This is a genomic window from Agrobacterium vitis (assembly GCF_013426735.1).
In the GTDB taxonomy this organism is placed as follows: domain Bacteria; phylum Pseudomonadota; class Alphaproteobacteria; order Rhizobiales; family Rhizobiaceae; genus Allorhizobium; species Allorhizobium vitis_D.
On the sequence record NZ_AP023272.1, the window covers coordinates 2929321 to 2956291 of the forward strand.

General features: G+C 58.6%; 25 protein-coding genes. 18 read left to right on the forward strand and 7 right to left on the reverse strand.

From position 1 onward, the window contains the following. Positions 1–80 precede the first annotated feature (80 nt). The 18 genes from H1Y61_RS13670 (at position 81) to H1Y61_RS13755 (ending at position 18259) form a co-directional block, all read left to right on the forward strand. Positions 81–1124 carry a M4 family metallopeptidase gene (locus H1Y61_RS13670; protein WP_235680736.1) on the forward strand — a complete coding sequence of 348 codons (1044 nt, stop codon included), beginning with the start codon at positions 81–83 and terminating at the stop codon, positions 1122–1124. Positions 1125–1178: 54 nt separating this feature from the next. Beyond that, complete coding sequence (locus tag H1Y61_RS13675) at positions 1179–1463, forward strand: protealysin inhibitor emfourin (protein ID WP_071204693.1); 285 nt, start codon at positions 1179–1181, stop codon at positions 1461–1463. Positions 1464–1770: 307 nt separating this feature from the next. Next, complete coding sequence (gene rpsF, locus H1Y61_RS13680) at positions 1771–2223, forward strand: 30S ribosomal protein S6 (protein ID WP_180572901.1); 453 nt, start codon at positions 1771–1773, stop codon at positions 2221–2223. A 12-nt stretch (positions 2224–2235) separates the two neighbouring features. Next, the gene (gene rpsR / locus H1Y61_RS13685; protein ID WP_015915510.1) at positions 2236–2484 is read left to right on the forward strand and encodes a 30S ribosomal protein S18; all 249 of its coding nucleotides are present in this window, start codon (positions 2236–2238) and stop codon (positions 2482–2484) included. A 147-nt stretch (positions 2485–2631) separates the two neighbouring features. Next, entirely contained in the window at positions 2632–3651 is a 1020-nt protein-coding gene (locus H1Y61_RS13690) for a DUF2232 domain-containing protein (protein WP_180572902.1), read from the forward strand. 45 nt (positions 3652–3696) lie between these two features. Next, the gene (rplI, locus tag H1Y61_RS13695; protein WP_174110436.1) at positions 3697–4272 is read left to right on the forward strand and encodes a 50S ribosomal protein L9; all 576 of its coding nucleotides are present in this window, start codon (positions 3697–3699) and stop codon (positions 4270–4272) included. A 253-nt stretch (positions 4273–4525) separates the two neighbouring features. Next, on the forward strand, positions 4526–6022 hold the full coding sequence (locus tag H1Y61_RS13700; protein ID WP_174110435.1) for a replicative DNA helicase: 1497 nt from the start codon (positions 4526–4528) through the stop codon (positions 6020–6022). Between the two features lie 148 nt (positions 6023–6170). Then, positions 6171–6953 carry a transporter substrate-binding domain-containing protein gene (locus H1Y61_RS13705; RefSeq protein ID WP_180572903.1) on the forward strand — a complete coding sequence of 261 codons (783 nt, stop codon included), beginning with the start codon at positions 6171–6173 and terminating at the stop codon, positions 6951–6953. 115 nt (positions 6954–7068) lie between these two features. Next, positions 7069–7740, forward strand: a complete 672-nt coding sequence (locus H1Y61_RS13710) for an amino acid ABC transporter permease (RefSeq protein WP_180572904.1) — start codon at positions 7069–7071, stop codon at positions 7738–7740. After that, positions 7737–8396, forward strand: coding sequence for an amino acid ABC transporter permease (locus H1Y61_RS13715; RefSeq protein ID WP_180572905.1), 660 nt, complete (start codon positions 7737–7739; stop codon positions 8394–8396). Before H1Y61_RS13710 ends, H1Y61_RS13715 begins: the two co-directional genes overlap by 4 nt. Before the next feature lie 329 nt (positions 8397–8725). Then, positions 8726–9889, forward strand: coding sequence for an alanine racemase (gene alr / locus H1Y61_RS13720; protein WP_180572906.1), 1164 nt, complete (start codon positions 8726–8728; stop codon positions 9887–9889). A gap of 126 nt (positions 9890–10015) precedes the next feature. Beyond that, positions 10016–11416 (forward strand): DNA repair protein RadA, encoded by a 1401-nt coding sequence (radA, locus tag H1Y61_RS13725; protein WP_180572907.1) that lies wholly within the window; start codon positions 10016–10018, stop codon positions 11414–11416. Between the two features lie 135 nt (positions 11417–11551). Next, a complete protein-coding gene (locus H1Y61_RS13730; protein WP_180572908.1) occupies positions 11552–12577 on the forward strand; it encodes a UDP-glucuronic acid decarboxylase family protein in 1026 nt (341 codons plus the stop codon). Continuing rightward, positions 12574–13548, forward strand: coding sequence for a UDP-glucose 4-epimerase GalE (gene galE / locus H1Y61_RS13735; protein WP_071204701.1), 975 nt, complete (start codon positions 12574–12576; stop codon positions 13546–13548). Before H1Y61_RS13730 ends, galE begins: the two co-directional genes overlap by 4 nt. A gap of 112 nt (positions 13549–13660) precedes the next feature. After that, positions 13661–14977: a UDP-glucose dehydrogenase family protein gene (locus tag H1Y61_RS13740; protein ID WP_180572909.1), complete on the forward strand. Its 1317-nt coding sequence runs from the start codon at positions 13661–13663 to the stop codon at positions 14975–14977. A 190-nt stretch (positions 14978–15167) separates the two neighbouring features. Then, the gene (locus H1Y61_RS13745) at positions 15168–15767 is read left to right on the forward strand and encodes a CvpA family protein (protein ID WP_015915497.1); all 600 of its coding nucleotides are present in this window, start codon (positions 15168–15170) and stop codon (positions 15765–15767) included. 216 nt (positions 15768–15983) lie between these two features. Then, complete coding sequence (gene purF / locus H1Y61_RS13750; protein WP_180574508.1) at positions 15984–17474, forward strand: amidophosphoribosyltransferase; 1491 nt, start codon at positions 15984–15986, stop codon at positions 17472–17474. A 44-nt stretch (positions 17475–17518) separates the two neighbouring features. Further along, positions 17519–18259 (forward strand): SDR family NAD(P)-dependent oxidoreductase, encoded by a 741-nt coding sequence (locus tag H1Y61_RS13755; protein WP_180572910.1) that lies wholly within the window; start codon positions 17519–17521, stop codon positions 18257–18259. A 56-nt stretch (positions 18260–18315) separates the two neighbouring features. On the opposite strand, the gene H1Y61_RS13760 is transcribed toward H1Y61_RS13755, so the two are convergent. The 7 genes from H1Y61_RS13760 to H1Y61_RS13790 all read right to left on the reverse strand — a co-directional run bounded on the left by H1Y61_RS13760 (position 18316) and on the right by H1Y61_RS13790 (position 26911). Continuing rightward, positions 18316–19398, reverse strand: coding sequence for a glycosyltransferase family protein (locus H1Y61_RS13760; RefSeq protein ID WP_180572911.1), 1083 nt, complete (start codon positions 19396–19398; stop codon positions 18316–18318). Continuing rightward, positions 19395–21320: a glycosyltransferase family 2 protein gene (locus H1Y61_RS13765; protein ID WP_180572912.1), complete on the reverse strand. Its 1926-nt coding sequence runs from the start codon at positions 21318–21320 to the stop codon at positions 19395–19397. The genes H1Y61_RS13760 and H1Y61_RS13765 overlap by 4 nt, the downstream gene beginning before the upstream one ends. A gap of 253 nt (positions 21321–21573) precedes the next feature. Further along, positions 21574–22437, reverse strand: coding sequence for a glucose-1-phosphate thymidylyltransferase RfbA (rfbA, locus tag H1Y61_RS13770; RefSeq protein ID WP_156637677.1), 864 nt, complete (start codon positions 22435–22437; stop codon positions 21574–21576). 77 nt (positions 22438–22514) lie between these two features. Beyond that, positions 22515–23420 (reverse strand): dTDP-4-dehydrorhamnose reductase, encoded by a 906-nt coding sequence (gene rfbD / locus H1Y61_RS13775; protein ID WP_180572913.1) that lies wholly within the window; start codon positions 23418–23420, stop codon positions 22515–22517. Next, positions 23417–24475, reverse strand: coding sequence for a dTDP-glucose 4,6-dehydratase (gene rfbB / locus H1Y61_RS13780; RefSeq protein ID WP_174110425.1), 1059 nt, complete (start codon positions 24473–24475; stop codon positions 23417–23419). The genes rfbD and rfbB overlap by 4 nt, the downstream gene beginning before the upstream one ends. A 54-nt stretch (positions 24476–24529) precedes the next feature. Next, positions 24530–25093, reverse strand: coding sequence for a dTDP-4-dehydrorhamnose 3,5-epimerase (rfbC, locus tag H1Y61_RS13785; RefSeq protein WP_180572914.1), 564 nt, complete (start codon positions 25091–25093; stop codon positions 24530–24532). Positions 25094–25276: 183 nt separating this feature from the next. Continuing rightward, on the reverse strand, positions 25277–26911 hold the full coding sequence (locus H1Y61_RS13790; RefSeq protein WP_180572915.1) for a glycoside hydrolase family 28 protein: 1635 nt from the start codon (positions 26909–26911) through the stop codon (positions 25277–25279). Positions 26912–26971: the final 60 nt, after the last annotated feature.

Here is a 26971-nt window from a genome sequence, read left to right on the forward strand (position 1 = left end):
TCTTGATCGTTTTCCCGAATAAATTTTAACGACACTTTATACTCCCCTCGGTGGAAATCTGATCAATCATGGAGGTTACCATGTGCCGCTATTGCCAAATCATTCCCGAAAAAGTGCTGATTGCCCTGTCGCATGACCAGGATTTTCCAGCCGCCGTCCGCGAGCGGTTACAGGAAACCATGCATCACGACCATCAACTGCGCCAGTTTCGAGACAGCGCCAGGCAACTGACTATTGCCAAGCGGCCTTTCCGGGCATTTTCCGTTATCGTGGCCCAAGCGCCTGATATCCCGGTCTATACCTGCAATAACGGCATGACCCTTCCCGGCGTGCAGATCGTCAATCCCGGCTCTTCAACGGATGCCCAGGTGAAAACCACATTCGACACCACAACCGGGGTGGAGCAATTTTATAGCAGCGTTTTAAAGCGCAACTCCATCGACGGCAATGGCATGACCATCCTGTCTTCGGTGCATTATGGCAGGGATTACAACAACGCCTTCTGGAACGGCTCACAAATGGCCTATGGCGATGGCGACGGGGAGATTTTCACCCCCTTTTGTGAAAGCGCCGATGTGGTCGGCCATGAACTGACCCATGGCATCACCCAATATACCCTGGGCCTCGACTATGAAAACCAACCGGGCGGGCTGAATGAAAGCCTCTCGGATGTGTTCGGCAGCATGTTCAAGCAATGGACGAAAGATCAGAATGCCGATGAGGCCGACTGGCTGATCGGCAATGACATTCTCGGCCCGACGGCCCGGCAGAAATATACTTGCTTGCGCGACATGGCCAATCCTGAAGCATCCCATTGCATGGCCGAGCAGATCAGCCATTTCAGCGATTATCGCGATGGCATGGACCCACATGAGAGCAGCGGCATCGCCAACCGCGCCTTTTATCTGACCGCCACCCGCATCGGCGGCAAAAGCTGGGACAAGGCCGGACAAATATGGTATGATGCACTCACAAAGAATGGTAGCAACCCGGACATGACCATGGCGGAATTTGCCGATGCGACCCGGGCCGGAGCTGCCAGGCTTTATCCAGGAGATGGATCGCTCGCAGAGGTGCTCAATACCGCCTGGAGCGAAGTGGGTTTGCAAAGTGCTTCGGTCTGATGCGTTTGCCAGGATCACGGCGGCATCGATCAGGGCCGTAAAGGTCAAGAACGTATGGATGAACTCATTCTTGAAAAAATGGGCGGCTTTGCTGGCTTCGGCGGAGCAAGATCGGCATTGCGCAGCGATGGGGTCTGCGCCGTCGAAAAACTGAGCGCGGCCGAAAAACAGCTGATCGAAGAGTTTTTCCGGCATTCGGTGCCTCAAACAGCAGCCGTAGCGGATGGATTTCGCTACCGCATCGTCTGGCCGTCGCGTTTCGGCGACCAGTCCGTGGACGTGCCTGAAAGTCTGGTGCCGGATGAAATCAAGGCCGCCGTCAAGGATCGGCTTAGGTAAGAGCCCCATCTTATAATATTACCTCGGCGCACAACCGTTACGTTTCCCCAGCTTTTTGCTTGCTTTCCGGCTGAAACCAGCTATAAGCCCGCTGTTCGCAACACCCGGTCTTTTGGCTGGTGGCTGAACGGAGGGCCGGCAGACTTGTTTTGCCGTCAGAAACGAAAAGCGTTTCGGCCTCCCGTGTCTCCGCTCTCGACCGTCTCGTACAACGCTTTTCTTGCCCCGGGCCTTGCCCGATCAGGAGCAGTCGTTGAGGCTTAGCGCCGATCCGGGTGATGATCACAGCAAGAAAGGCAAAGCTATCATGGCTCTTTATGAACATGTATTCCTTGCCCGGCAGGATATGTCCGCACAGCAGGTTGATGCCCTCGTAGAACAGTACAAGGGTGTTATCGAAGCAAATGGCGGCAAAGTCGGGCGCGTAGAAAACTGGGGCCTGAAGTCCCTGACCTACCGCATCAACAAGAACCGCAAGGCTCACTACGCTCTGATGGACATCGATGCACCGGCTGCTGCCGTGCACGAAGTCGAGCGTCAGATGCGCATCAACGAAGACGTTCTTCGTTACATGACCATCGCCGTTGAAGCCCACGAAGAAGGCCCGTCTGCCATGATGCAGAAGCGCGACCGCGACGACCGTCCGCGCCGCGATGGCGACCGTCCTGATCGTGGCGACCGCGGTGATCGTGGTCCCCGTGAAGGTGGCCGTGAAAGCTTTGGTGATCGTCCGCGCCGTCCGCGCGAAGATCGCGCATAAGGAGATTTGACTATGGCTGAAGTTTCCTCTTCCACGGTTCGTCGTCCGTTCCATCGCCGTCGCAAGACCTGCCCTTTCTCCGGCGCCAACGCTCCGAAGATCGACTACAAGGACGTACGTCTGTTGCAGCGCTACATTTCCGAGCGCGGCAAGATCGTTCCTTCGCGGATCACGGCTGTTTCGCAGAAGAAGCAGCGCGAGCTGGCCAAGGCCATCAAGCGCGCCCGCTTCCTCGGCCTGCTGCCTTACGTTGTCGCTTAATATTAAGCTGACGTGACTTTTGCGGCTCCCGTTTTCGGGGGCCGTCTCCCTTCCGCGATGGGCGTGGATCGGAACGGATAAATCCCATGTTGAGGTGCAGGCCGCTTGACGGTATCGCCCTCTAACTGCCAGGCGCAGGACAGCGACGTGAAACAATTGGACGGAAAATTGCTGCTGACCGGCTTTCTCGCCGGCGTGACCGCCATCTTTCTGGTGCTGGCGGCCAATGCACAACCGTCTTTTTCGTCTGTTTTCTATGCGGCATCTGCCCTGCCCGTGATGATTGTCGGCCTGCGCTGGGGCAATGTCCCCGCCATCGTCGCCATCGTTACCGCGGCCTTTGCTGGCGCGCTGGCGGTCTCGCCACTGTTTGCCTGCGCCATGGCGGTGTTTACCCTGCTGCCAGCTGGCTGGATCAGCCATCTCGCCAATCTCGCCCGCCCGGCGTCTGAAATCGGTGGCCCGGACAAGCTGCTCGCCTGGTATCCCTTGTCGGATATCCTCATGCATCTCTGCGGGTTGGTCTGCATCGGCGTGATCTTCCTTGGCGTGATGATCGGCTATGATGCTGAACTGGTCAGCAACATGATCGATGCGCTGATGCAATCGCTGACCGAGCGCGATCCGACCGTTGCCGCCACCATGGGCAGCACAGCTGGGATCAAGTCCACCATGCTGTTGACCCTGCCGATCGTGCAGGGCGGCATGTGGGTCATCATGCTGTTTGCCGCTTACTATCTGGCAAGTCGGATTGTGGCGGCATCAGGCAATGCGTTGCGTCCGCGCGAGGATATTCCCTCGGCGCTGCGCATGAACCGCAATGCGCCGTTCATCTTCCTGGCTGGTATTGTCGCCTGCTTTATTGGCGGCGTTCCGGCCCTGATCGGCGCAACTGTCTGTGGCACGTTTGGGGCAGGCTTCCTGCTCGGCGGCTTCGCATCGCTGCATCAACGCACCCGTGGCAAGGAATGGCGTATCCCGGCGCTGATCCTCACCTATATGGCGTCTCTCCTCGCCTTTCCGGCCTTCTTCATCGTCATTCTCGGCCTTATCGACACACGACGGACCGTTGCCCTCACCCCTCCAAGGACAACAGGAAAAACCGATGCGGGTAGCAAACCTGATTCAGACAGCAAGTCCGATGACGGTAACACACCCGAAACATGAGCTTCCAAACTTGAATTGCCCAACTTGAATTGAAAGGAACATAGCATGCAAGTCATTCTTCTCGAGCGCATCGCCAAGCTTGGCCAGATGGGCGAAGTGGTCAAGGTTCGCGACGGCTTTGCCCGTAACTACCTGCTGCCAACCGGCAAGGCGCTGCGCGCCAATGCCGCCAACAAGGCCCGTTTCGACGCCGAACGCGCCACCCTCGAAGCCCGCAACCTGGAGCGCAAGTCCGAAGCCCAGACCGTTGCTGACGTTCTGAACGGCAAGTCGTTCATCGTCGTCCGTTCGGCTGGCGAAACCGGCCAGCTCTACGGTTCGGTTGCGGCTCGCGACATCATCGAAGCTCTGGCTGCCGAAGGCTTTACCGTTTCGCGCAACCAGGTCGAGCTGAACAACCCGATCAAGACCATCGGCCTGCACAACGTGACCATGCACCTGCATGCCGAAGTTGAAATCGCTATCGAAATCAACGTTGCCCGTTCTGCTGAAGAAGCCGAGCGTCAGGCCAAGGGCGAAAGCCTCACCTCCGCCGACGCCATCTACGGCGTGGACGAAGACGCGCTGCGTCCGGAAGACTTCTTCGATCCGGATGCCGACCGCGATGGCGACGACGAATAAGATATTCGTCCTTATCGATTGAAGAGACGCCCGGATTTTCCGGGCGTTTTTTTGTGCGGATCGGGTTAAAATAGGCACCTAAAGAACTGAGTCGCGCCATGCCACAGTCAATGGAAAAAGCGGGTTCAGCTTGTTTTTTTCTGCCCTGGCGCATCAGGCCTGTGAACTACTGTGTTTATCGCAATGCGCCCTTTAACCGCCCCACAGGATCGATAGGAATGCAGCTTCCAGCGAGAGAGAACGGATAAAGCCCATGAACGATGTTGCGCGCAGGTTAAATCCTGCCCAGCCGGCAGAGCCCCATTACCGGGAAGCCCCGAACAATATCGAGGCCGAACAGGCTTTGCTTGGCGCCATTCTGGTCAATAACGATGCCTATTATCGTGTCTCGGATTTTCTCAAACCCCCGCATTTTCATGAGGGACTGCACCGGAAGATCTACGAGGTCGCCTCCGACATTATCCGCATGGGCAAGACCGCCAATCCGGTGACGATCAAGACCTTCCTGCCCTCAGACCAGAAAATCGGCGATTTCACCATTGCCCAATATCTGGCGCGGCTGGCGTCGGAAGCCGTGTCGATCATCAATGCCGAGGACTATGGCCGGGCGATCTACGATCTGGCCCTGCGCCGCGCGCTGATCACCATCGGCGAAGACATGGTCAATATCGCCTTCGACGCGCCGCTCGACATGCCGCCGCAGGCGCAGATCGAAGATACCGAGCGACGGCTGTTCGATCTCGCCGAAAACGGCCGCTATGACGGCGGCTTCCAGTCCTTCAACGATGCGGTAGCCCAGGCGGTCGATATGGCCGGTGCCGCGTTTGAGCGCGATGGTCATTTGTCCGGCATTTCCACCGGCATCCATTCGCTTGATAGCAAAATGGGCGGTTTACAGCGCTCCGACTTGATCGTGCTGGCCGGACGTCCCGGCATGGGTAAGACCTCGCTTGCCACCAATATCGCCTGGAACATCGCCGCCTCTTACGAGCCGGAAGTGCAGCCGGATGGCTCCTTCAAAGCCAAAAACGGCGGTGTGGTTGGCTTCTATTCGCTTGAAATGTCGTCCGAACAGCTCGCCACCCGTATCATGTCCGAGCAGACCGAAGTGTCCTCCTCGAAAATCCGCCGCGGCGATATTACCGAGCAGGATTTTGAAAAGCTGGTTGGCTTTTCCCAAACCATGCAGAAAGTCCCGCTGTTCATCGACCAGACCGGTGGTATTTCTATCGCCCAGCTTTCCGCCCGGGCACGCCGCCTGAAGCGCCAGCGCGGCCTCGATTGTCTTGTCGTGGACTATATTCAGCTGATGACCGGCTCAGGCAAGTCAGGGGAAAACCGCGTCCAGGAAATCACCCAGATCACCACCGGCCTGAAAGCGCTCGGCAAGGAGTTGAACGTGCCGATCATCGCGCTGTCGCAGCTGTCGCGTCAGGTGGAAAGCCGCGACGACAAGCGTCCTCAGCTCTCCGACCTTCGTGAATCAGGTTCGATCGAGCAGGACGCCGACGTGGTGATGTTCGTGTTCCGTGAGGAATATTATGTGCAGAACCTCGAACCCCGCGACCAGGGCGACCCCAAATATCCCGAATGGGAAGCCCAGATGGAAAAAGTGCGCGGCACGGCGGACGTGATCATCGCCAAGCAGCGTCATGGACCGACCGGCACCGTCAAACTGGCCTTCCAGGCGCAGTTTACCCGCTTTGCCGATCTCGCTGATCCAAGTTTCACGCCTTACGAGGAGACGTGATTACCCATTGGCCGGATATTGCCCAAATTTTGCGCAAATGCACGCAGCCAATTCAGACCCGATCCAGAGCCGCCCTTACCGGGCGGCTTTTTGCATAGTGGCATAGCAATTGCTTCAAGTTGTGCATCATATCAATCCGGAGCATCCTATGCATCGTCGTACCCTGCTTGCCCTTGGCCTTTCCCTTGCCACCTTTGCCGCCGTCCTGCCGGCCCATGCCGATGCGCTGAGCGACATTACCAAGCGGGGTACGCTGAAAGTGGCGGTGCCGCAGGACTTTCCGCCATTTGGCAGCGTCGGCACCGATATGCAGCCCGTCGGATATGACATCGATACCGCAGCGCTGATTGCCAAGAAATTGGGCGTCAAGCTGGAACTGGTGCCGGTCACCAGCGCCAACCGCATTCCCTATTTGCAGACCAACAAGGTTGATCTGGTCATTTCAAGCCTCGGCAAGAATCCAGACCGTGAAAAGGTCGTGGACTTCTCCACCGCCTATGCGCCTTTCTATAATGGCGTGTTTGCGCCCGCGGATACCGCCATCAAGTCCGCTGCCGATCTGTCGGGCAAGTCGGTCGGCGTTACCCGTGGCGCGGTCGAGGATCTGGAACTGACCAAGGTTGCGCCGTCCGACGCCGTCATCAAGCGCTATGAGGACAATAACGGCACGATTTCCGCCTTTCTCTCCGGCCAGGTCGATGCGGTTGCCACCGGCAATGTCGTCGCTGCCGCTATTCTCGCCAAGAACCCGCCGAAGCGTCCGGAGCCGAAGTTCCTGATCAAGAACTCGCCCTGCTTTATCGGCTTCAACAAGAACGAACCGGCGCTGACGGAAAAGATCAATACCATTATCGCCGAGGCCAAGGCCGATGGCTCGCTGAGCAAGATTTCCGAAAAATGGCTGGGCGCGCCGCTTCCCGCCGATCTCTGATCAGGACGAAACATCCATTTGCTGCACAATCACCCGCAGCCGTGTGGCTGAGGTGATTGTGCAGAATAGACATGGCAGCAAAGCAGAATAACCCGCTTTGCCAGCAGGTTTCATCATGCATTATATTTTCGATTTCAGCTGGTTTGGGGAATACTACCCGATCATCCTCAAAGGGATCGGGGTAACGGTCGAGTTGACCCTGGTCGGTGGTGTCGTCGGCATTGCCTTCGGCATCGCCTGCGCCTGGGCGCGGGCCTTGGGACCGAAATGGATCAAACCTCCGGTTGCCGCCTATGTGGAGTTGATCCGCAATACGCCGTTCCTGATCCAGCTGTTCTTCATCTTTTTCGGCCTACCCTCGACCGGACTGAAGCTTTCCGAGATGGAAGCCGCCAATCTGGCGATGATCATCAATCTCGGCGCCTATAGCTGCGAAATCATCCGGGCCGGGATCGAGGCAACACCGAAGGGCCAGTTCGAGGCCGGGACCGCGCTGGCGCTCAGGCCGCTGCAAACCTTCCGGCTGATCATTCTGGTTCCGGCTCTGCAACGAATCTGGCCGGCGCTATCGTCTCAATTGGTCATCGTCATGCTCGGTTCCGCCGTCGTGTCGCAGATTGCCGCCGAAGACCTGACTTTTGCCGCCAATTTCATCCAGTCGCGCACCTTCCGAGCCTTTGAAGCCTACATGATCTCCACCGCTGTATATCTGTTGCTGGCCATCGGCCTTCGGCAATTGCTGGCGCTGCTCGGTAGGCAGATCTTCCCGAAAGGGGCGACACGATGATTGAGTTCACCCTCTGGGATATTGCCCGCAATCTGTTGCTGGCTGCCCGCTGGACCCTGGTTCTGTCACTGGTGTCCTTCATCTGTGGCGGAGCGCTGGGACTGGTGCTGTTGATGCTGCGCATTGCCAAACAGCGCATGTCCAGGATCTTCGCGCGCGGCTTCATCGAGTTTTTTCAGGGTACGCCGCTGCTGATGCAGCTGTTCATCGCCTTTTTCGGTCTCGGCCTGTTCGGCATTGACGTTCCCGCCTGGCTGGCCGCGGGTGTGGCGCTGACCTGCTGGACCGCCGCGTTTCTGACCGAGATCTGGCGCGGCTGCGTCGAAGCCATGCCGAAAGGCCAGTGGGAGGCAGGCACCAGCCTGGCCCTCACCTATCGCCAGCAGATGCGGCTGATCATCCTACCGCAGGCCATGCGGATCGCCATTGCCCCGACCGCTGGTTTTTCAGTTCAGGTGGTCAAAGGCACGGCCCTGACCTCGATCATCGGCTTTGTCGAGTTGTCGAAGGCCGGAACCATCGTCACCAACGCAACCTTCCAACCCTTCACCGTTTATGGATTGGTCGCGCTGTTCTATTTCGCCATCTGCTACCCGCTGTCGCGCTATTCCAAATATCTGGAACGCCGGTTCAGCGCGGCACCAGTGGGCCATTAGAGTCTGTCAGGTTCAGATTGAACCAGACAGACTCTAGCTTCTCTTGTTTTCGTTTGTCTTTTCGGGAAAACCGGTTTCCACTTTTCCCTGATAAACTCTAAAGGCGCATGGTGCCGATGGATGAACATCCCTGTCCTGGATAGAGTGCGCCCTCCAGAATGAGAGCATCGCTAAGCCAATCAATAAATTCAATTTCAGATTGAAGACTCCATGCAAAACCCAAACCGCAATTCTTCCTCTTCTTAAGACATTACTGCGTTCCCACCTCATTCCAGTCTTGAAGAAAAGTGATAGGGTCCGGCCATCGTTCCTTTGCGAAAAGTTGTTTCATGTCTGCTTCTTCCTTTTCCATTCCCCCTTCCGATGAATTCCTGAAGGCACCGCTGCGCGTCACCATCGACCTGCAAGCGCTGGCCGACAATTGGCGCGAGATGGCGAAGCGATCCGGCAGAGCGCGGGCGGGCGCCGTGGTGAAGGCCGATGGCTACGGCATCGGCATCGAGGATGCAGGCCAGACGTTTTACAATGCCGGTGCGCGGGATTTTTTCGTGGCGCTGCCATCGGAAGGCGCGACCTTGCGGACCTATGCGCCGGACGCCCGGATTTTCGTGCTGTCAGGGATCTGGGAGGGAATGGAACCGCTGTTTTTCGAGCATGATCTGGTGCCGGTGATTGCCAGTGAGGAACAGCTGGCATTCTGGATGCGGACCGTGACTGACCATGGCGATCATCCTTGCGCCCTGCATGTCGATACCGGCTTCAACCGGCTGGGCCTCAGCATGGAGGACGCCTTGTTCCTGGCGGCTGACGTTTCGCGCCCGGCCAGCTTTTCGCCCGTGCTGATTTTGAGCCATCTCGCCTGCGCAGACGACCCATCCTCGCCGATGAACCAGAAGCAATTGCAAGCTTTTCATCAGGTTAGCGCGGCTTTCGAGGGAATTGAATCAAGCCTTTCAGCCTCTGCTGGAACTTTACTCGGCCCCGATTACCACTTTGACCTCACCCGCCCCGGCATCGCGCTTTATGGCGGCGAAGCGGTCACGGGCCTGCCAAACCCGATGCGCCCAGTGGTGAAGGCCGAGGCCCGCATTCTCCAGATTCGACAAGCCAGGAACGGAGAAACCGTCAGCTATGGCGCCACCTGCCAGTTGCGGCGCGATAGCCGTCTGGCCATTGCCTCCGTCGGCTATGCCGATGGCTACCTGCGCAATCTCTCAGGCCACGGCACGGCATTGCGCAATACCGGATTGCCGGGCGCCTATGGCTCTATCGCCGGATACCAGGTGCCAGTGGTTGGCCGCATCACCATGGACATGACGATCTTCGACGTCAGCGACGTGCCGGAAAAAGCGATTGCCGCTGGCGATTATATCGAGCTGTTCGGGACGAACATGCCTATCGATGACGTCGCCCGGGCGGCAGGTACGATCGGCTATGAAATGCTGACCGGGCTTGGCCTGCGCTACGAGCGGCATTATCTGGAGGCCGAATAAGTCGTTAGCCCTCTTGCATAGGCCCGGCATTTCTCTTAGTTGATAGCACGTATTCACTTTTTGTTCTCACCCTGCTGCGCGCATCGCGGTGCTGGGATGGTGCAATCCTCGTGCGAAAGGCAATGCATGGCCAAGGCCAAAACCCAATTCATCTGCCAGAACTGCGGCACGGTTCACAGCCGTTGGGCTGGCAAATGCGATGGTTGCGCACAGTGGAATACCATTGTCGAGGAAGACCCGATGAGTGGAATCGGCTCTGGTCCCGGCAAGGTGCCGAAGAAAGGCCGGGCGGTAACGCTGACCTCGCTGTCGGGCGAAATCGAGGAAGCGCCACGCATTCCGACCGGCCTGTCGGAACTGGACCGGGCGACCGGCGGCGGTTTCGTGCGCGGCTCCGCCGTGCTGATCGGCGGCGATCCGGGCATCGGTAAATCCACCCTGCTGATGCAGGCCGCCGCCGCCTTGTCGCGGCAGGGTCATCGCGTCGTCTATGTCTCGGGCGAAGAGGCCGTGGCCCAGGTGCGGCTGCGCGCCCAGCGCCTGAATGCCGCCGATACCGATGTGCTGCTGGCAGCAGAAACCAATGTCGAGGATATTCTGGCGACAATTTCCGAAGGCAAACGGCCCGATCTTGTCATCATCGATTCGATCCAGACTCTATGGAGCGATACCGCCGATTCTGCCCCCGGCACGGTCACGCAGGTGCGCACCGGCGTGCAGGCGATGATTCGTTTTGCCAAGCAGACCGGCGCCACCATGGTTCTGGTCGGCCATGTCACCAAGGAAGGCCAGATCGCCGGTCCCCGCGTCGTCGAGCACATGGTGGATGCGGTGCTGTATTTCGAAGGCGACAGGGGCCACCATTACCGCATCCTGCGCACCGTCAAAAACCGTTTCGGCCCGACCGACGAGATCGGCGTGTTCGAAATGTCGGACCGGGGCCTGCGCGAAGTCGCCAATCCCTCGGAACTGTTTCTGGGCGAGCGCAATGAAAAAGCGCCAGGCGCTGCGGTGTTTGCCGGCATGGAAGGCACACGGCCGGTGCTGGTCGAAGTGCAGGCGCTGGTGGCCGCCACAGCACTTGGCACGCCGCGCAGGGCCGTGGTCGGCTGGGATTCAAGCCGTCTGGCGATGATTCTCGCCGTGCTGGAAGCCCATTGCGGCGTCAGGCTTGGCCAGCACGATGTCTATCTCAATGTGGCGGGCGGCTACCGAATCACCGAACCCGCCGCCGACATGGCAATTGCCTCGGCCCTGGTCTCATCACTGGCTGGCGTCGCCCTGCCTGCGGATTGCGTCTACTTTGGCGAAATCAGCCTTTCAGGCGCGGTGCGACCCGTGTCGCATACGGCGCAGCGATTGAAAGAGGCCGAAAAGCTTGGCTTTTCCTCCGCCGTGCTGCCCGCCTCCTCCGTCGATCTGCCGAAACGCACCGGCAAATGGGGCGAAATCGAAAGCCTGCCGGATCTGGTGGCACGCATTGCCGGATCGAAACTGAAATCGCGCCAGCAAGGCAATGAGGATTGATTCCGGGCTCGGTCGCACTACCAACGGGCAGGTTGCGACCCTTGTCGCTCATAACGGTTGATTGCTTGTGGCCTGGAATTGACAGGGCCGGACCCCTTCCCCTACATGAACGGCAACGGACTGCAAGAGGACGCTATGGGAAAGACACGGACGGCATTGGTGACCGGCGGCGCTGGATTTCTCGGTTCCCACGTCTGCGCACGTTTGCTTGACGAAGGCTGTGATGTGGTCTGCCTGGACAATCTCCAGACCGGGCGGCGCAAAAATATCGAACCTCTGCTGACCAATCCCAAACTGTCCTTCATCAAAGCCGATGTCCGCGATCCCTTGCCGCAAGGCAATTACGACGAGATTTGGAATCTCGCCTGCCCCGCCTCGCCGCCGCAATATCAGATCGATCCTGTTGGCACGATGCTGATCAATGTGCTTGGCATGAAAAACGTGCTGGACCTTGCTGTTGCCTGCGGCGCACGGGTGTTTCAGGCATCGACCAGCGAGATCTATGGCGATCCGCAGGTTCATCCGCAGACGGAAAGCTATCGTGGCGCGGTCAACACGATAGGGCCTCGCGCCTGCTATGACGAAGGCAAGCGCGCCGCCGAAACCCTGTGTTTCGATTATCACCGCCAGCACGGCGTTGAAATCAAGGTGGTTCGGATCTTCAACACCTATGGTCCCAACATGGACCCGCAGGACGGACGTGTGGTCTCCAACTTCATCGTTCGCGCCCTGGAAGAGGCTCCGCTCGAGCTGTATGGCGGCGGCACGCAGACCCGGTCCTTCTGCTATGTCGATGACTTGATCGAAGGGTTTTTCAGGCTGATGCGCTCCGACGCCTCGATCACCGGGCCTGTGAATATCGGCGACCCCGGAGAGTTTACGGTGCGGGAATTGGCCGACATCATTCTGGAAATGACTGGAAGCCGGTCGGTTATCATCGACAGGCCGCTGCCAAAGGACGATCCGCTGCTGCGGCGTCCCGACATCACCCTGGCCGGGCAATTGCTGGGCTGGACGCCGAAAGTGCGGCTGCGCGAAGGACTGGAGCGATCGATCCCGTATTTCGCAGCGGAAACGGGGCGCACCGTCAATATAAGGGCTGCCAACGCTGGAACTGTCAACACTAGAGCTGCCAACATCAATCTGGATACATTGTCATGAAAAATATCCTTGTTGTCGGCGGTGCCGGCTATATCGGAAGCCATGCCTGCAAGGCCTTGTCCAAGGCGGGCTACACGCCTGTTGTTTATGACAATCTGGTCCACGGCCATGCGGATTCGGTCAAATGGGGACCGTTCGAGCAAGGCGACATTGCCGATGGCGCAAGGCTTGATGCGGTTCTCAGCAAATACAAGCCGGAATGCGTGATGCATTTCGCCGCCTTCGCGGCTGTTGGCGAATCGGTGACGGACCCGGCAAAATATTACAATAACAACATCCATGGTTCGGTCTGCCTGCTGGACGCCATGCGCCGCAACGGCGTTGACACCATCGTGTTTTCCTCGACCTGCGCCACCTATGGCGAGGTTAAAAGCCTGCCAATCGTTGAGGAAGCCCCGCAGAGCCCGGTCAATCCCTATGGCTTTTCCAAGCTGGTGATCGAGCAGGCGCTGAAGGATTACGGCCATGCCTATGGATTGAAATGGGTGGCCATGCGCTATTTCAACGCCGCCGGTCTCGATCCGGAAGGCGATCTTGGCGAACGTCACGATCCGGAAACTCATGCCATTCCACTGGCGGTTCTGGCGGCCATGCGCCAGACCGAATTCAATGTGTTCGGCACAGATTACGATACGCCTGACGGCACCGCCGTGCGTGACTATATCCATGTCTGCGATCTTGCCGATGCCCATGTCCTGGCGATCGATTACCTGCAAAAGGGCGGCGAAAGCGGTGCCTTCAATCTTGCAACAGGCAAGGGGACATCGGTCAAGGACTTGCTGGAAGCGGTGTCTGAGGCCGTCGGCGCGCAGGTGCCAATCAAATATGCGCCGAGGCGGGCTGGCGATGCGCCAGCTCTTTACGCCTCCGGCGACAAGGCCCGCAGCCTGTTGGGCTGGACGCCGCGCTATACCGATATCAACCTGATCGTGAAAACCGCGGCGGACTGGTTCAAGGCCCACCGCAACTAAGGTCGATATAACCAGAGATCGTCGATATGGTTCGACAGGAACCACAGGGCAATCCGGCCCATTGCACACCCCCGCCCATCCCACACCCTTTGACAGGAAAGCGGCAGAATTCATGAACGTTCGCATTACCATGGTAGGCACCGGCTATGTGGGCCTGGTCAGCGGTGCATGCTTTGCCGAGCTGGGCCATGACGTCATCTGCGTCGATAAGGACCCGCGCAAGATCGAAATGCTGCATCAAGGCAAGATGCCGATCTATGAGCCGGGTTTGGATGAACTGGTTCAGCGCAATGTGGCAGCCGGGCGCATCACCTTCACCACCGACCTTGCCGCAAGCGTCAAGGACCGTGATGCCGTGTTCATTGCCGTCGGCACGCCAACCGAGGCGGGTTCGGACCGGGCCGATCTGAAATATGTGTTTGCCGCCGCCACCGAAATTGCCAAGGCCGTGACCGGCTTTACCGTCATTGTCACCAAATCGACGGTGCCGGTTGGCACCAACCGTCAGGTCTTCGAAATTGCCAAGGCCAATGCCGCACCGGATGTGCGGATCGCGGTTGCGTCCAATCCCGAATTTCTGCGCGAAGGCGCCGCCATCAAGGATTTCCTGGAGCCGGACCGGATCGTCGTTGGCGTCGATACACCCCAGTCTGGCGAGGTTATGGAGCGGATTTACGCACCACTGCTGTTAAACGGCAACGTTCCCTTCTTCAGCACCGGGATTGAGACGGCTGAATTGATCAAATATGCCGCCAATGCCTTTCTCGCCGTCAAGATCAGCTTCATCAATGAAATGGCCAATCTGTGTGAAGCGGTTGGTGCCACGGTTGAGGATGTGGCCCATGGCATCGGGCTCGACAAGCGGATCGGCCGGGCCTTTCTCAATACCGGCCCTGGCTGGGGCGGCTCCTGCTTTCCCAAGGATACCCGCGCGCTCCTGGCAACCGCCGCCGATGCTGGAATCGACTCACGGGTCGTCTCTTCGGCGGTCGATGCCAACAACCAGCGCAAGGCCGATATGGTCACCAAGGTGATTGAGGCCGCGGGCGGTGATGTCGAGGGCAAGAAAATCGCCGTATTGGGCGTGACCTTCAAAGGCCAGACCGACGATATGCGCGAAAGCACCAGCCTGGTGATGCTGCCTGCCTTGCAGGCGAAAGGCGCAAAGGTCGCCGCTTTCGATCCGTCAAGCCCGCATGACGCCGCAAGCCAGTTGCCGGGCGTCGAAATGACCAAGACAGCCAAGGAGGCCGCGACCGGCGCCGATGTTCTGGTCATCCTGACCGACTGGATGGTCTTCAAGACCTATAACTTCAAGGAAATCGCCAGTGTCATGGCCTCTCCTGTTCTTGTTGATCTGCGCAATATGTTCAATGCCAATGAAGCGCAGAAGAACGGCTTTTCTCACTATGTCTCGCTGGGACGGTGAGGTAGCTCCCAGGAACAGGCCGTTCGGAAGGATTTTTGGCGTAAAGTCACATTTGTGTAACAAACTCGGCAAGGATTGATCCTTCCACTGCGTGACATCGTGGTGTAAGGAGAGGCCGCCGGAACAGCCGGACCGGAAAGATCAAGAAACCTGGCGACCCCTTCGCGGCCTAGTCCTGGAGTTGAACGGAATGCCCATTACGATTTTCGACGGTATTGTCATCGGTGTCGTGCTGTTTTCAGCCGTGCTGGCGATGATCCGCGGCTTTTCACGCGAGATCCTGTCGATTGCCAGTTGGGTGGGCGCCATTGCGGCGGCCTATTATCTTTATCCTTTCATTCTTCCCTATGTGAAGAATTATACCAACGACCAGCGGATCGCCGTTGCCGCCTCTGCCGGTGGCGTCTTCCTGCTTGCCTTGATCCTGATCTCGTTTATCACCTCGCGCATTGCCGACTTCATCATCGACAGCCGGATCGGCGCATTGGACCGTACCCTCGGCTTCCTGTTCGGAGCGGCGCGCGGCATCCTGCTGCTGGTGGTAGCCGTGGCCTTCTGGAACTGGCTGATCGATGCCAAGCAGCGGCCTGACTGGGTCAACAATGCCAAGTCGAAACCGTTCCTCGATGCGCTGGTGGTCAAGCTGGAAGCGGTGCTGCCCGACGATATCGAACCGCAACTGCGCGCCCGCATCCTCGGCAAACAACAGACAGCACCGGCTGAAGGCCAGGCGCCTGCAGACGATGCGCCAGCCCAGACACCAGGTCAGACACCCGCGCCAGCCAATTGATATCGTCCGCCTTCTGGACGTTGATAGCAGGCGCGCTTATATAGAGCTGGCCTGTCCGAATTGCTCAAGACCATCAGACCCTGCCAGGGATTGAGCCCAGGGATTGAGCAGAGACAAAGAATGAGCGCCACCCGTGATGGAAATCGGCGCTCCTCACTGCATTTCGTCACCCGTGCCCCGTATCGGCGCGCATGTATCGAGCAAAGGCTTGCTGCAATGAAACAGTCTATTTCCTCGACTTTCCTTGAAGACCTCGATGGCGACACGCTGCATGAAGAATGCGGCGTGTTCGGCATTCTGGGCCATCAGGATGCCGCAACGCTGACCGCTCTCGGACTGCATGCGCTTCAGCATCGTGGCCAGGAGGCAGCCGGACTGGTTTCCTTTGACGGCAAGCAGTTTCACACCGAAAAGCATATGGGCCTTGTCGGCGACCACTATACCAATCCAGTGACGCTCGCAAAATTGCCGGGTTCCGCCGCCATCGGCCATACCCGCTATTCCACCACTGGCGAAGTGGCGTTGCGCAATGTGCAGCCACTGTTTGCTGAATTGGAGGAAGGCGGCATCGCCATTGCCCATAACGGCAACTTCACCAATGGCCTGACGCTGCGCCGCCAGATCATTGCCACCGGGGCCATCTGTCAATCGACTTCGGATACGGAAGTCGTGCTGCACCTAATCGCACGCTCCCGTCACAGCTCCACCGCCGACCGCTTCATCGATGCCATCAGGCAGATGGAAGGCGGCTATTCGATGCTGGCCATGACCCGCACCAAGTTGATCGCCGCCCGCGACCCGATCGGCATCCGGCCTCTGGTGATGGGCGATCTCGACGGTAAGCCGATTTTCTGCTCGGAAACCTGTGCGCTGGACATTATCGGCGCGAAATTCGTGCGTGATGTTGAAAATGGCGAAGTGATCATCTGCGAGATCCAGCCGGATGGCTCGATCACCATCGACAGCCGCCGCCCGGCGCGTCCCCAGGCCGAGCGTCCCTGCCTGTTCGAATATGTCTATTTCGCCCGCCCCGATTCGGTCGTCAGCGGTCGCAACGTCTATCAGACCCGCAAGGCCATGGGCATGAACCTGGCGAAGGAAGCCCCTTGCGATGGCGATGTCGTGGTGCCTGTTCCCGATGGCGGCACACCGGCGGCACTTGGCTATGCCCAGGCCAGCGGTATTCCCTTCGAATACGGCATCATCCGCAATCACTATGTCGGGCGCACCTTTATCGAGCCGACACAGCAGATCCGCGCCTTCGGCGTCAAGCTGAAGCATTCGGCCAACCGGGCGATGATCGAGGGTAAGCGGGTTGTCCTGGTGGACGATTCCATCGTGCGCGGCACGACATCGCTGAAGATCGTCCAGATGATCCGCGATGCCGGAGCCAAGGAAGTGCATATCCGTGTTGCCAGCCCGATGATCTACCATCCGGATTTCTACGGCATCGACACGCCGGATGCCGAAAAGCTGCTCGCCAATCAATATGCGGGCGCCGAAGCCATGGCGAAATTTATCGGCGCCGATTCGCTTGCCTTCCTGTCCATCGATGGGCTGTACATGGCCGTCGGCGGCGAGGCCCGCAATGCCGCCAATCCGCAATTTACCGATCACTATTTCACTGGCGACTACCCGACCCGTCTCCTGGACAAGGAAGGCGAGAAAATGGGCCGCAAGGTATCGGTTATGTCTATCAACGGCTGAGGCCGATTCTTGGCGTTGCATGAGATGATGAGGGGGAAGCGGACATGACGGTTGATCTCAAGGGACGGATCGCGCTTGTCACCGGCGCGTCACGAGGCATCGGCTATTTCACCGCGCTGGAACTGGCAAAGGCAGGCGCGCATGTGATTGCCTGCGCCCGCACCGTCGGGGGTCTGGAAGACCTTGACGACGCCATTACCTCGGCAGGTGGTAGCGCGACCCTGGTGCCGTTCGATCTCGCCGACATGGGCGCCATCGATGCGCTGGGTGGATCGATTTTCGAGCGCTGGGGCAAGCTCGATATTCTGGTTGCCAATGCTGGCGTGCTCGGGACGATTTCGCCCGTGGCCCATGTCGAGGCCAAGGTGTTCGAAAAGGTCATGACCATCAATGTCACGGCCACCTGGCGGCTGATCCGATCGATTGATCCGCTGATCACCAAATCCGACCAGGGCCGCGCCCTGATCCTGTCCTCCGCCGCACCGCATAAATGCAAGCCTTTCTGGGGCCCCTATTCCGCATCCAAGGCTGCGGTTGAAGCCTTAGCCCGCACCTGGGCTGCCGAAAATCAGCGCCTGCCGCTCCGCGTCCTCTCCATTGACCCAGGCGCCACCCGCACGGCGATGCGCGCCCAGGCCATGCCGGGCGAAGACCCCGACACGCTGCCGCATCCCTCAGAGGTCGCCAAAGCCCTGTTGCCACTGGTCGGGCCGCAACAGACGGAAACAGGCAAGCTGTTTATCGTCCGGGAACAGAAGATCATCGATTATCCGCCCTACGGCTGATCACGATTGCGGACAGCCTGGACGGCTGCGATCTTCAAAAATATTGAAATAGATTTTTACGGTAATAGCGGCTCGAAAGTCGTCCCCATCAGGGCCACTTTGCTGCGAATCCGCTCGGCTCCCTCGGCTCGTTCCGCCGGGTTATCGATCAAGCGGATGATTTCTGCGATCCAGGCAGCCTGATCATAGGGCAATCGAGGTTGCGCATCATCAGCCTCGGCGCCATAGGCGAGGCCTTCTGAGAACAGCCCTGCCGCACCCAGCCGGGCGACATCGATGAATTTGGTGCAGGCCCGGCTGTCATTCGCCTCGGACGGCGCCAAAGGCACCAGCATGATATCAACCTGCGCCCTTCCCGCGTAAACCAGATATTGTGGCCAGGACACTGGTGCCTTCACCGTTACGCGGTTCATGTCTTTCCAGATCGCGCGCGCCTTCTTGCCCGCAAACACTTCGAACACCGCCTGGGGGCGTTGTTCCAGCACGGTCCGGATAACCGGCTTCAAGAAGTGATGTTCCGCCACATGCACGCCCGTGGCGTGATAGGCAACCACCACCTTATCATGGCTGGCCGCGTCATCCGCTCTGCCATCGGCGTGCAGCCGGCGCTCCCAAAGGCTGATGGGAGGCGCTGGCGGCAGGATACGGGCCTTCGGTTCGCCAATCGCCTGGAACAATTGCGGTGTGGACAGCCAGAGAATGTCGAGATGGCGGTTCAGGCGCCGCAGCGGATAAAGCGCCCTAAACCACAGGAACAGGCTATAGGCGATATCGGCGTCACGGCTGGATATGACGGCATTGATGTCGTCATCCAGTAGCAGACCGACGCCGGCGAGCTTGTCGGCATGGGTTTCGATCCAGCGCAGCAAGGGCCGTGATGCATAGCGACAGATCACCACAAATGCGCCATCGGGGTCGAGTGCGCCCCCGTCAAGCTTTCTGATATCGTGAACCTGATAGGGAGGCATGCCCTCTGCACTCAAGCGGACGGGCAGATAATAGTCGAACGTGGGGTTTGGAACGCGACCGAAGACCAGAACCGATTTGACTGGACGGCGCGGCTTTCCATCCGCTTGGTCCCGCAGGCGGGGTCGCGGCAAAACCTGCTCCAGAACCGGCCAGTACCAGCGTTTTTTCATCGGATACGGCCACTCCTTGCCGACAGGTCACGCGGTGCCGCTTCCAGCACGAAATCACCAGCGCTCAGCGAACAATTCGGATTGTAGCAGGGATCGTTGTCGATCACGTCGGACCAGCGTTCAAACATTACCTTCTCCTCTCCGGCAAAGCGCAGCCGCTTTTCGACGGTATCGTCCCGCCCACGCGATACGGATTCACGATGAACAAGGCGTGCATGAGGCGTCCAGACGATATCGAGACCAGCGCGGCGCAGCTTTAGGCAGTAATCGACATCGTTGAAGGCGACCGGTAAATTCGCTTCGTCCATGCCACCCACCTGTAACCAATGGCTTTTGCGGGTCAAGAGGCAGGCCGCCGTGACGGCGGAAACATGGCGGCGCTGCGCCAACAGGCCATGATCCTCGCCACCGTCAGGATCATGAAAATGGAAACTGTGGCGGGCGATGGACCCCGCCCCCAGCGTGACACCGGCATGTTGCACAAAACCATCGGGATAGAGCAACAGGGCACCGACAGCCCCGACTTGAGGATCATCCAACTCGGCATTCATCTCGCCAAGCCAGTCGCGCTCCAGCGGCTCGACATCGTTGTTGAGCAGCAGAATCCGGTCATGCCGGGCCTGATCGACGCCGAGATTGCAGGCTCTGGAAAAATTGAAGGTGCCGGGCATCGGCAAGCGCCGCACATGACCCTCCGCCTCGATCCTGTCGAGAAGAATGCGCGTCGCATCCTCCTTGCTGTCATTGTCGATGACGATAATGTCCAATTCGCCATGATCGGTGCGACCCAGCAGGCCATCAAGACAGGCTGAGAGAAGATCCGCCCGGTCCCGGGTTGGAATGATCACGGTGACAGGCGGGCGAGAGCTTCCCGGTCGCAAAAAGGGCCGCGATAGCGTGAGAGCCGGTCGCGGAGAGGACCGGTGAACCAGAACGCGGGGCAGATGAAGAATGTCCCCCGCTGCTGCTGCCTGGATGGCGAGTTGGTTCGCATCGAAACTGGTGATATCGACAGGTTGCGGCAGACAGGCAGGACGCAAGAGAACGCAGTCCATCGGCAGCCAGCCGGTTTGCACCAAGGGCAGGTTCCAGGCTGGTTTGAACAACGGCACAGCTGGCCCGCCCTTGCGGCAAGCCTGGTCCTCGTCGCAATAAACCCCTGCCGCCAGCGGATTCTGGATCAGGCAGTCGGTCATCCATTGCAGCGCCGATGGCGACAAGGTGACGCCGGCCGGCACCAGCAGCCAGAACAGATCCTTCTCTGTCGCGCGGCTTGCCAGGCCAGCGGCCAGGTCGTCCAGATCCACAAATTCAACTTGGCGATAAGTCTGCCGATCAAGGCTGTTGCGCGTGACCGATCGCCCCTCACCCGCTCCCATAACACTGACCAAAACGAGAGGCGCCGAGCTGCTAGAAATGGCAGGTGGCCTGTCCACCTCATCGCGTAGCCGAAGCCAATCCTGATAGCGGGGAGACGACAAAGCCTCGAAATGCCGGAGGAACCGGAACGTCGCACCTTTGACGTTTCGCGCCGCCAACAAGCGGAGCAAGGTCCGCGCGGTATGGGGCCAGCGGATCAGCACCCGCAGGACAGCTTCGGCGATGGACAGCGTGCGGATCGTGACGGTCGGTTGCCGAACTGCGTTGACCCGGTCCTTTGCCGGTGTCGCGACGACGGCAATCGAGTCCAGATCGTCGGGCATCCATCCCAGGAAGCGGCCAGAGTTTTTCACGATCAGCGAACGCTTGAGAATGGCTGGAACCCGACCGGGACGATGAAGGAAGAGACGCGGCGAAGGCCCAAGGTAGCCGTCGGGATCATGGACTGAAATCATCACCGGCTTATCGGCCAGACGGCGGGCAGCCGGACCCTGTGCGGCGCATACCTGCGCCAGCTCGGTCGAATCCTGTCCATCACGCACACTGGTCTTCAACGCATCACACCACCGATAAGACCATTGGATGCGCTCCACAGCCGATACAATATTTCACCGGGCCTCACTTTTGAAACGCCAACACCGACCGCAACGAGACCTCTGCCCGCGTTTTACCGCATAAACCTTAAATCAAAGTCGATTTGAGGAAAAAATTATGCAGCATATATAAACTGTTACAGCGCCACACCCTCTCAGGTGCGTGGCGCTGTATTGCAGATACGCGTCCGGTTTAAAAGCGTTAGAGCACTTTTTTCAGCAGATATTGCCCATAAGCGCTCTTGCCATATTGCAGGCCGAGCGCCTCCAACTGCTGAGCGTCGATGAAACCGAGCCGATAGGCGATCTCTTCCGGGCAGGAAATCTTGAAGCCCTGACGGCGTTCCAGCGTGGCGACGAATTCCGAGGCATCCAATAGACTGTCGGGCGTGCCGGTATCCAGCCACGCATAGCCGCGGCCCATCTTCACCACGTTCAGCCGACCGCGTTCTAGATACACGCGGTTGACGTCGGTGATCTCCAGCTCGCCACGCGCCGATGGCTTCAGGTTTGCAGCGATATCAACGACATCCTTGTCGTAGAAATAAAGCCCAGTCACGGCCCAGCTCGAGCGCGGCGCCTGCGGCTTTTCCTCGATGGAGATGGCCTTCAAATCCTTGTCGAATTCGACGACGCCGTACCGCTCGGGATCATTGACGTGATAGGCAAATACGGTTGCCCCGTCATTGCCGGCAACTGCACTTCTGAACAGGTCGTTGACACCATGGCCATAGAAAATATTGTCCCCGAGGATCAAGCAGGACGGATTAGAGCCGACGAAATCCGCGCCGATAATATAGGCCTGCGCCAGGCCATCCGGCGTTGGCTGCTCGGCATAGGTCAGCGAAATCCCCCATTTCGACCCATCACCCAGCAGGCTTTGAAAGTTCGGCAGATCCTTCGGTGTCGAAATGATCAGGATATCGCGAATCCCGGCCAGCATCAGCGTCGAGAGCGGATAATAGATCATCGGCTTGTCATAGACAGGCATGAGCTGCTTGGAGGTGACTAGCGTCATGGGATGCAGGCGGGTGCCGCTGCCACCGGCTAGAATGATACCCTTCATTGATAAAACTCCTGACACGTCATTTGTGTTCGTTGTCTTTTGAGGAAAGCTGGCGACCAGTTTTCCCTAGACAAACTCTAAACTGCGGCTGGTCGGCGTAACCGGTCGATGACCAGTTGCGTCGATACGCGCCAATCGGGGATATCGATAGCATGAACTCTGGCCAGTTTGGCGCAATCCAGCCGGGAGTTCGCAGGCCGTTTGGCGGGCGTCGGGTAGGCGCTGGCCGGGATTGGATTGACTTTGGCCGAAGGGCCGTTTTGCTCAGCCGACAGCCTGAAGATCTCCGTTGCAAACTCTGCCCAGCTCGCCTCGCCCATTCCCGTCATATGGAACGTGCCACGCAGATCGCCGTTCTTGGACGACAGCAGGTTATCAGCCACCTTCAACACCGCATCGGCAATATCGAGCGCCGAGGTCGGATTGCCGATCTGGTCGGCGACCACGCCCAGTTCATCGCGGGTATCAGCCAGCCGCAACATGGTCAGCAGAAAGTTCTTGCCGAACGGGCTATAGACCCAGGCGGTGCGCAGGATCGCGTGATTGTCGGTTTCGGCTGTCACCCGGCGTTCGCCTTCCAGCTTGCTGCGGCCATAGACGCCAAGCGGCGCAACCGGATCGGCCTCGTTATAGGGCGAAGCCTTGCTGCCATCGAAGACATAATCGGTCGAGATATGAATGATCGGGATATCCAGCGCCTTGGCAACCCGCGCCAATTCCCCCGGACCTTCGCCATTGACCGTGAAGGCCGCGGCCTCGTCGGTTTCGGCCTGATCGACTGCGGTATAAGCGGCAGCCGAAATAATCAGGTTGGGTTTTGCGGCCAGCACAGCCGCTTCAATCGTCGCGGGATCGGCCAGATCAAGCTGTGGCCGACCCAGGGCGACCAGGTCGATATCCTTGCGATCGCTGGCTTTCTCAAGCAGTGATTGAACGACCTGTCCGGCCAGGCCCGTCACCAGATAGCGCTTCACGCCGCTCATTTGCTCGCGGCTTTCAACAGGCCAAGACGGCTACCGTCATAGCCCTGGCGCAACGGCTCCCACCACCAGCGGTTTTCGAGATACCATTTCACGGTTTTCTCAATGCCGGTCTCGAAATTTTCCTGGGCCTTCCAGCCGAGTTCGGTTTCCAGCCGCGTCGCGTCGATGGCATAACGGGCGTCGTGGCCGGGACGGTCGGTCACGTATTGGATCAGCTTCTCATGCGGCGTATCCGACGGATGCAGGCCATCCATCAGCGCGCAGACGCGGGTAACGACGTCGATATTGCGTCGCTCATTGCGTCCGCCGACATTATAGGTTTCGCCAATCTGTCCACGCTCGGCGATGATATCCAGCGCCCTTGCATGGTCTTCGACGTAAAGCCAATCGCGGATATTGGCGCCATTGCCGTAGACCGGCAGAGGCTTGCCTTCCATCGCGTTGATAATCATCAGCGGAATGAGCTTTTCCGGGAAATGGAAGGGGCCGTAATTGTTAGAGCAATTCGACACCACCACCGGCAGGCCATAGGTGCGCGCCCAGGCCTTGGCGAGATGGTCGGAAGCGGCTTTCGAGGCGGAATAGGGGGAGCTTGGATCATAAGGGGTGGTTTCGGTAAACAGACCTTCATCGCCCAGCGAACCATAAACTTCGTCGGTCGAGACATGCAGGAAGCGAAAACCGTCCTTGCTCGCACCTTCCAGCCCCTGCCAATAGGCGCGGGCGCATTCCAGCATGGTGAACGTGCCGAGCACATTGGTCTCGACGAAATCCTTGGCGCCGGTAATTGAGCGGTCTACATGGCTTTCGGCGGCCAGATGCATGACGCGGTCCGGCTTGAAGCTTGTAAAAGCCGAGGCAATCGCCTGGCCGTCGCAGATATCGGCCTGAAGGAACCTGTAAAGCGGATTTGCCTCAACCGATTTCAGCGAGGTCAAGGTACCCGCATAGGTCAGCTTATCGACATTCAGGACGTCATAGCCTTTTTCAAGCACCAGATGGCGAACAACGGCCGATCCGATAAAGCCGGCACCGCCGGTTACAAGTACGCGCATGATTTTCGATATCCCCTAGCGTTCATAGAGCAGACTGGCACCAAGCAGAGGCGCTTAAGGCTTATAGACGAAATTCGTCTCAAGCTCGCTCAGCTTCGGCTGCTTCTTGTCCTTGTCAGACAGGATGGCGTTGTCTTCCGTCACCGGCCAATCGATCGCCAGCGCCGGATCGTTCCACAACAGGCCCCGGTCATGATCTGGGCTGTAATAATCCGTCACCTTGTAGCTGATCACGGTATTGGGCTGCAATGTGCAGAAGCCATGCGCAAAACCCGGCGGCACCCAAAGCTGGCAGCCGTTTTCGGCAGTCAGTTCGGCTTTCACCATCTGGCCATAGGTCGGCGAGCCCTGGCGAATATCGACAGCGACGTCCAGCAAAGCGCCAGCCGCACAAGAAACAAGCTTGCCCTGCGCCCTCGGGTTCAACTGGAAATGCAGGCCGCGCACCGTACCGACCTCGGCCGAAAACGACTTGTTGTCCTGAACGAAGGTGAAAGATCCCACTTCGCTTTCAAACAGGCTGGCGCGGAAGGTTTCCATGAAATAGCCCCGCGCGTCCCCAAACCGCTTTGGAGTGATCAGGAAAACGCCCGACAGCTTCGTTTCTTCAAACTGCATTCTTATCCCTTTGAATTAAGCCCCTCGCGCAGTTAACAATCTCGGTCCATCAGAGCAAGTAAAATGCTAGGTGCCCACCGTCTTAACCGGAAGATTATGACGTTATTCGGACAGTCCCTGTGACCAGCTGCCACCATTGCAGGCAAGCGTTTGCCATTTATGTCTCTTTACGACACCATCCGCTCAAAACGGCGCCCCCTCCAAAAAGCTCGAGAACGGTACGAAGGCCGACGAGCAATCGAGCGGCGGAACCGGATCTTCTTCACTGGCATCCACGAGATTGACTGTTTTCACCCGGCGCGCTGGATCTGCCTTCAGAAGGTCGGCAAAGCTGACCGGACCAGGCCCCAGCGTGACATGCGCATTGAGCGGCGGATCTTTTGCGGCCGGATCGGCAGAGCCGACCAGGAGCGGTTGGGACCCGTCGAACTGAATGGTATCCAGGAAAAGGCCAATCGGCTGATAATGCGCATCATCCCTGATGCCACGCAGGACCACATGACCACCGCTGCCGGTCGTGCTGCCCGTGTAGCGCAGGTTGCGCACCGTGATGCCGGAAAAATCAGGGATGCGGTCGCCGGTTTTGTCCGAGTAGCGGGTATCGAACACCAAAGGGAAGGCGACATTGCGCATGCAGACATCTTCATACAGCACATTGGTGACCTTGCCGCCGCGCGATGTGTCCGATTTTATCCGCAGGCCATTGCCATTCGGGCTGTCATGGCCGTCCATCACCAAATCGTAGACATGGATACCGTCCACGCCGGCATCGGTCTCGGAGCCAATCGACATCCCGTGACCGTAATAGAACCGGTTATGGGCAAAGGTCATCCGCGTCGATGGCCTGTCACCACCGGCCTTGATCGCCACATGATCGTCTCCGGTGCTGATGGCGCTGTAGGCAAGCACGACTTTCGAGGACTGGCCCGGGTCGAAACCATCGGTATTCTTGACCGTATCGGGCGTGAAACAGGTGGCAGGCGTCAGCTTGTCAGGCGTGGTCTCCGGTGGGCAAGCGTAATCCGGGCGGGTATAGACGGCACTGGGGCTGAGGATCTTTATTCCCCAAGCCGTCAGGCCCGTCACACCATTGCTCACCACATGAAAATTCGGGCTGTTCAACAACGTGATCCGGTGAAGGGTAAAATTCTCGCCGCCATCGATTTCCACCAACCGGAACACATGCTGGATCAGCCCCTGCTTGGATTGCCACGCCACATCCCACCAGGATCGCCTACCGGCATTGTCGCCGGACAGCAGCAGCGAACCGCCGCGTCCATCGATGCGCCCCTCACCGACGATGCCAGCGCCTTTGGTGTCCTTGGCGATAATCAGCGGCTTGCAGGTCTTGGCGGATGCGGTATTGGCCGTACCGCAATCACCAGCACCGCTGTCGTAATCCTTGGGATCGCGGGAGGCAAACAACGTCACGCCCTTGTCGATCCACAGCACGACACCGCTCTTCAGGGTCAGCGGTCCGCTCAAAAATGCATCCTGCCCCTCAGCGCCGGGTACAAGCTTGACGGCACCGCCCGCGCAGCCGTCAATGGCAGCCTGCAAGCGCATCTGGTCTGGATGGGGGGATTTGCCATCGACATCGGCATGGTCGAGGGAACCGTCCTTGGCCGTCAGGCCAGCCGTCAATGTCGCGCAGAGATTTAAGGGAGCCTCCGGCGCGGTCACCGACCCCCATTGGGTGGCAACAGCCGGCTCCGCCGCCCAGACAGTAACCGGCGACAGGGCGCAAATGGCGACCGCGCCAAGCATCCGACCTAAAGCAGACCGTTGAAACAATCGGGCAAAAACAGGTCCGGGCATAGGCTTATCCTTCGGCGGCGGCATGTAAAACAACAGTTCGCGCCCATCTTCAAACGGGTG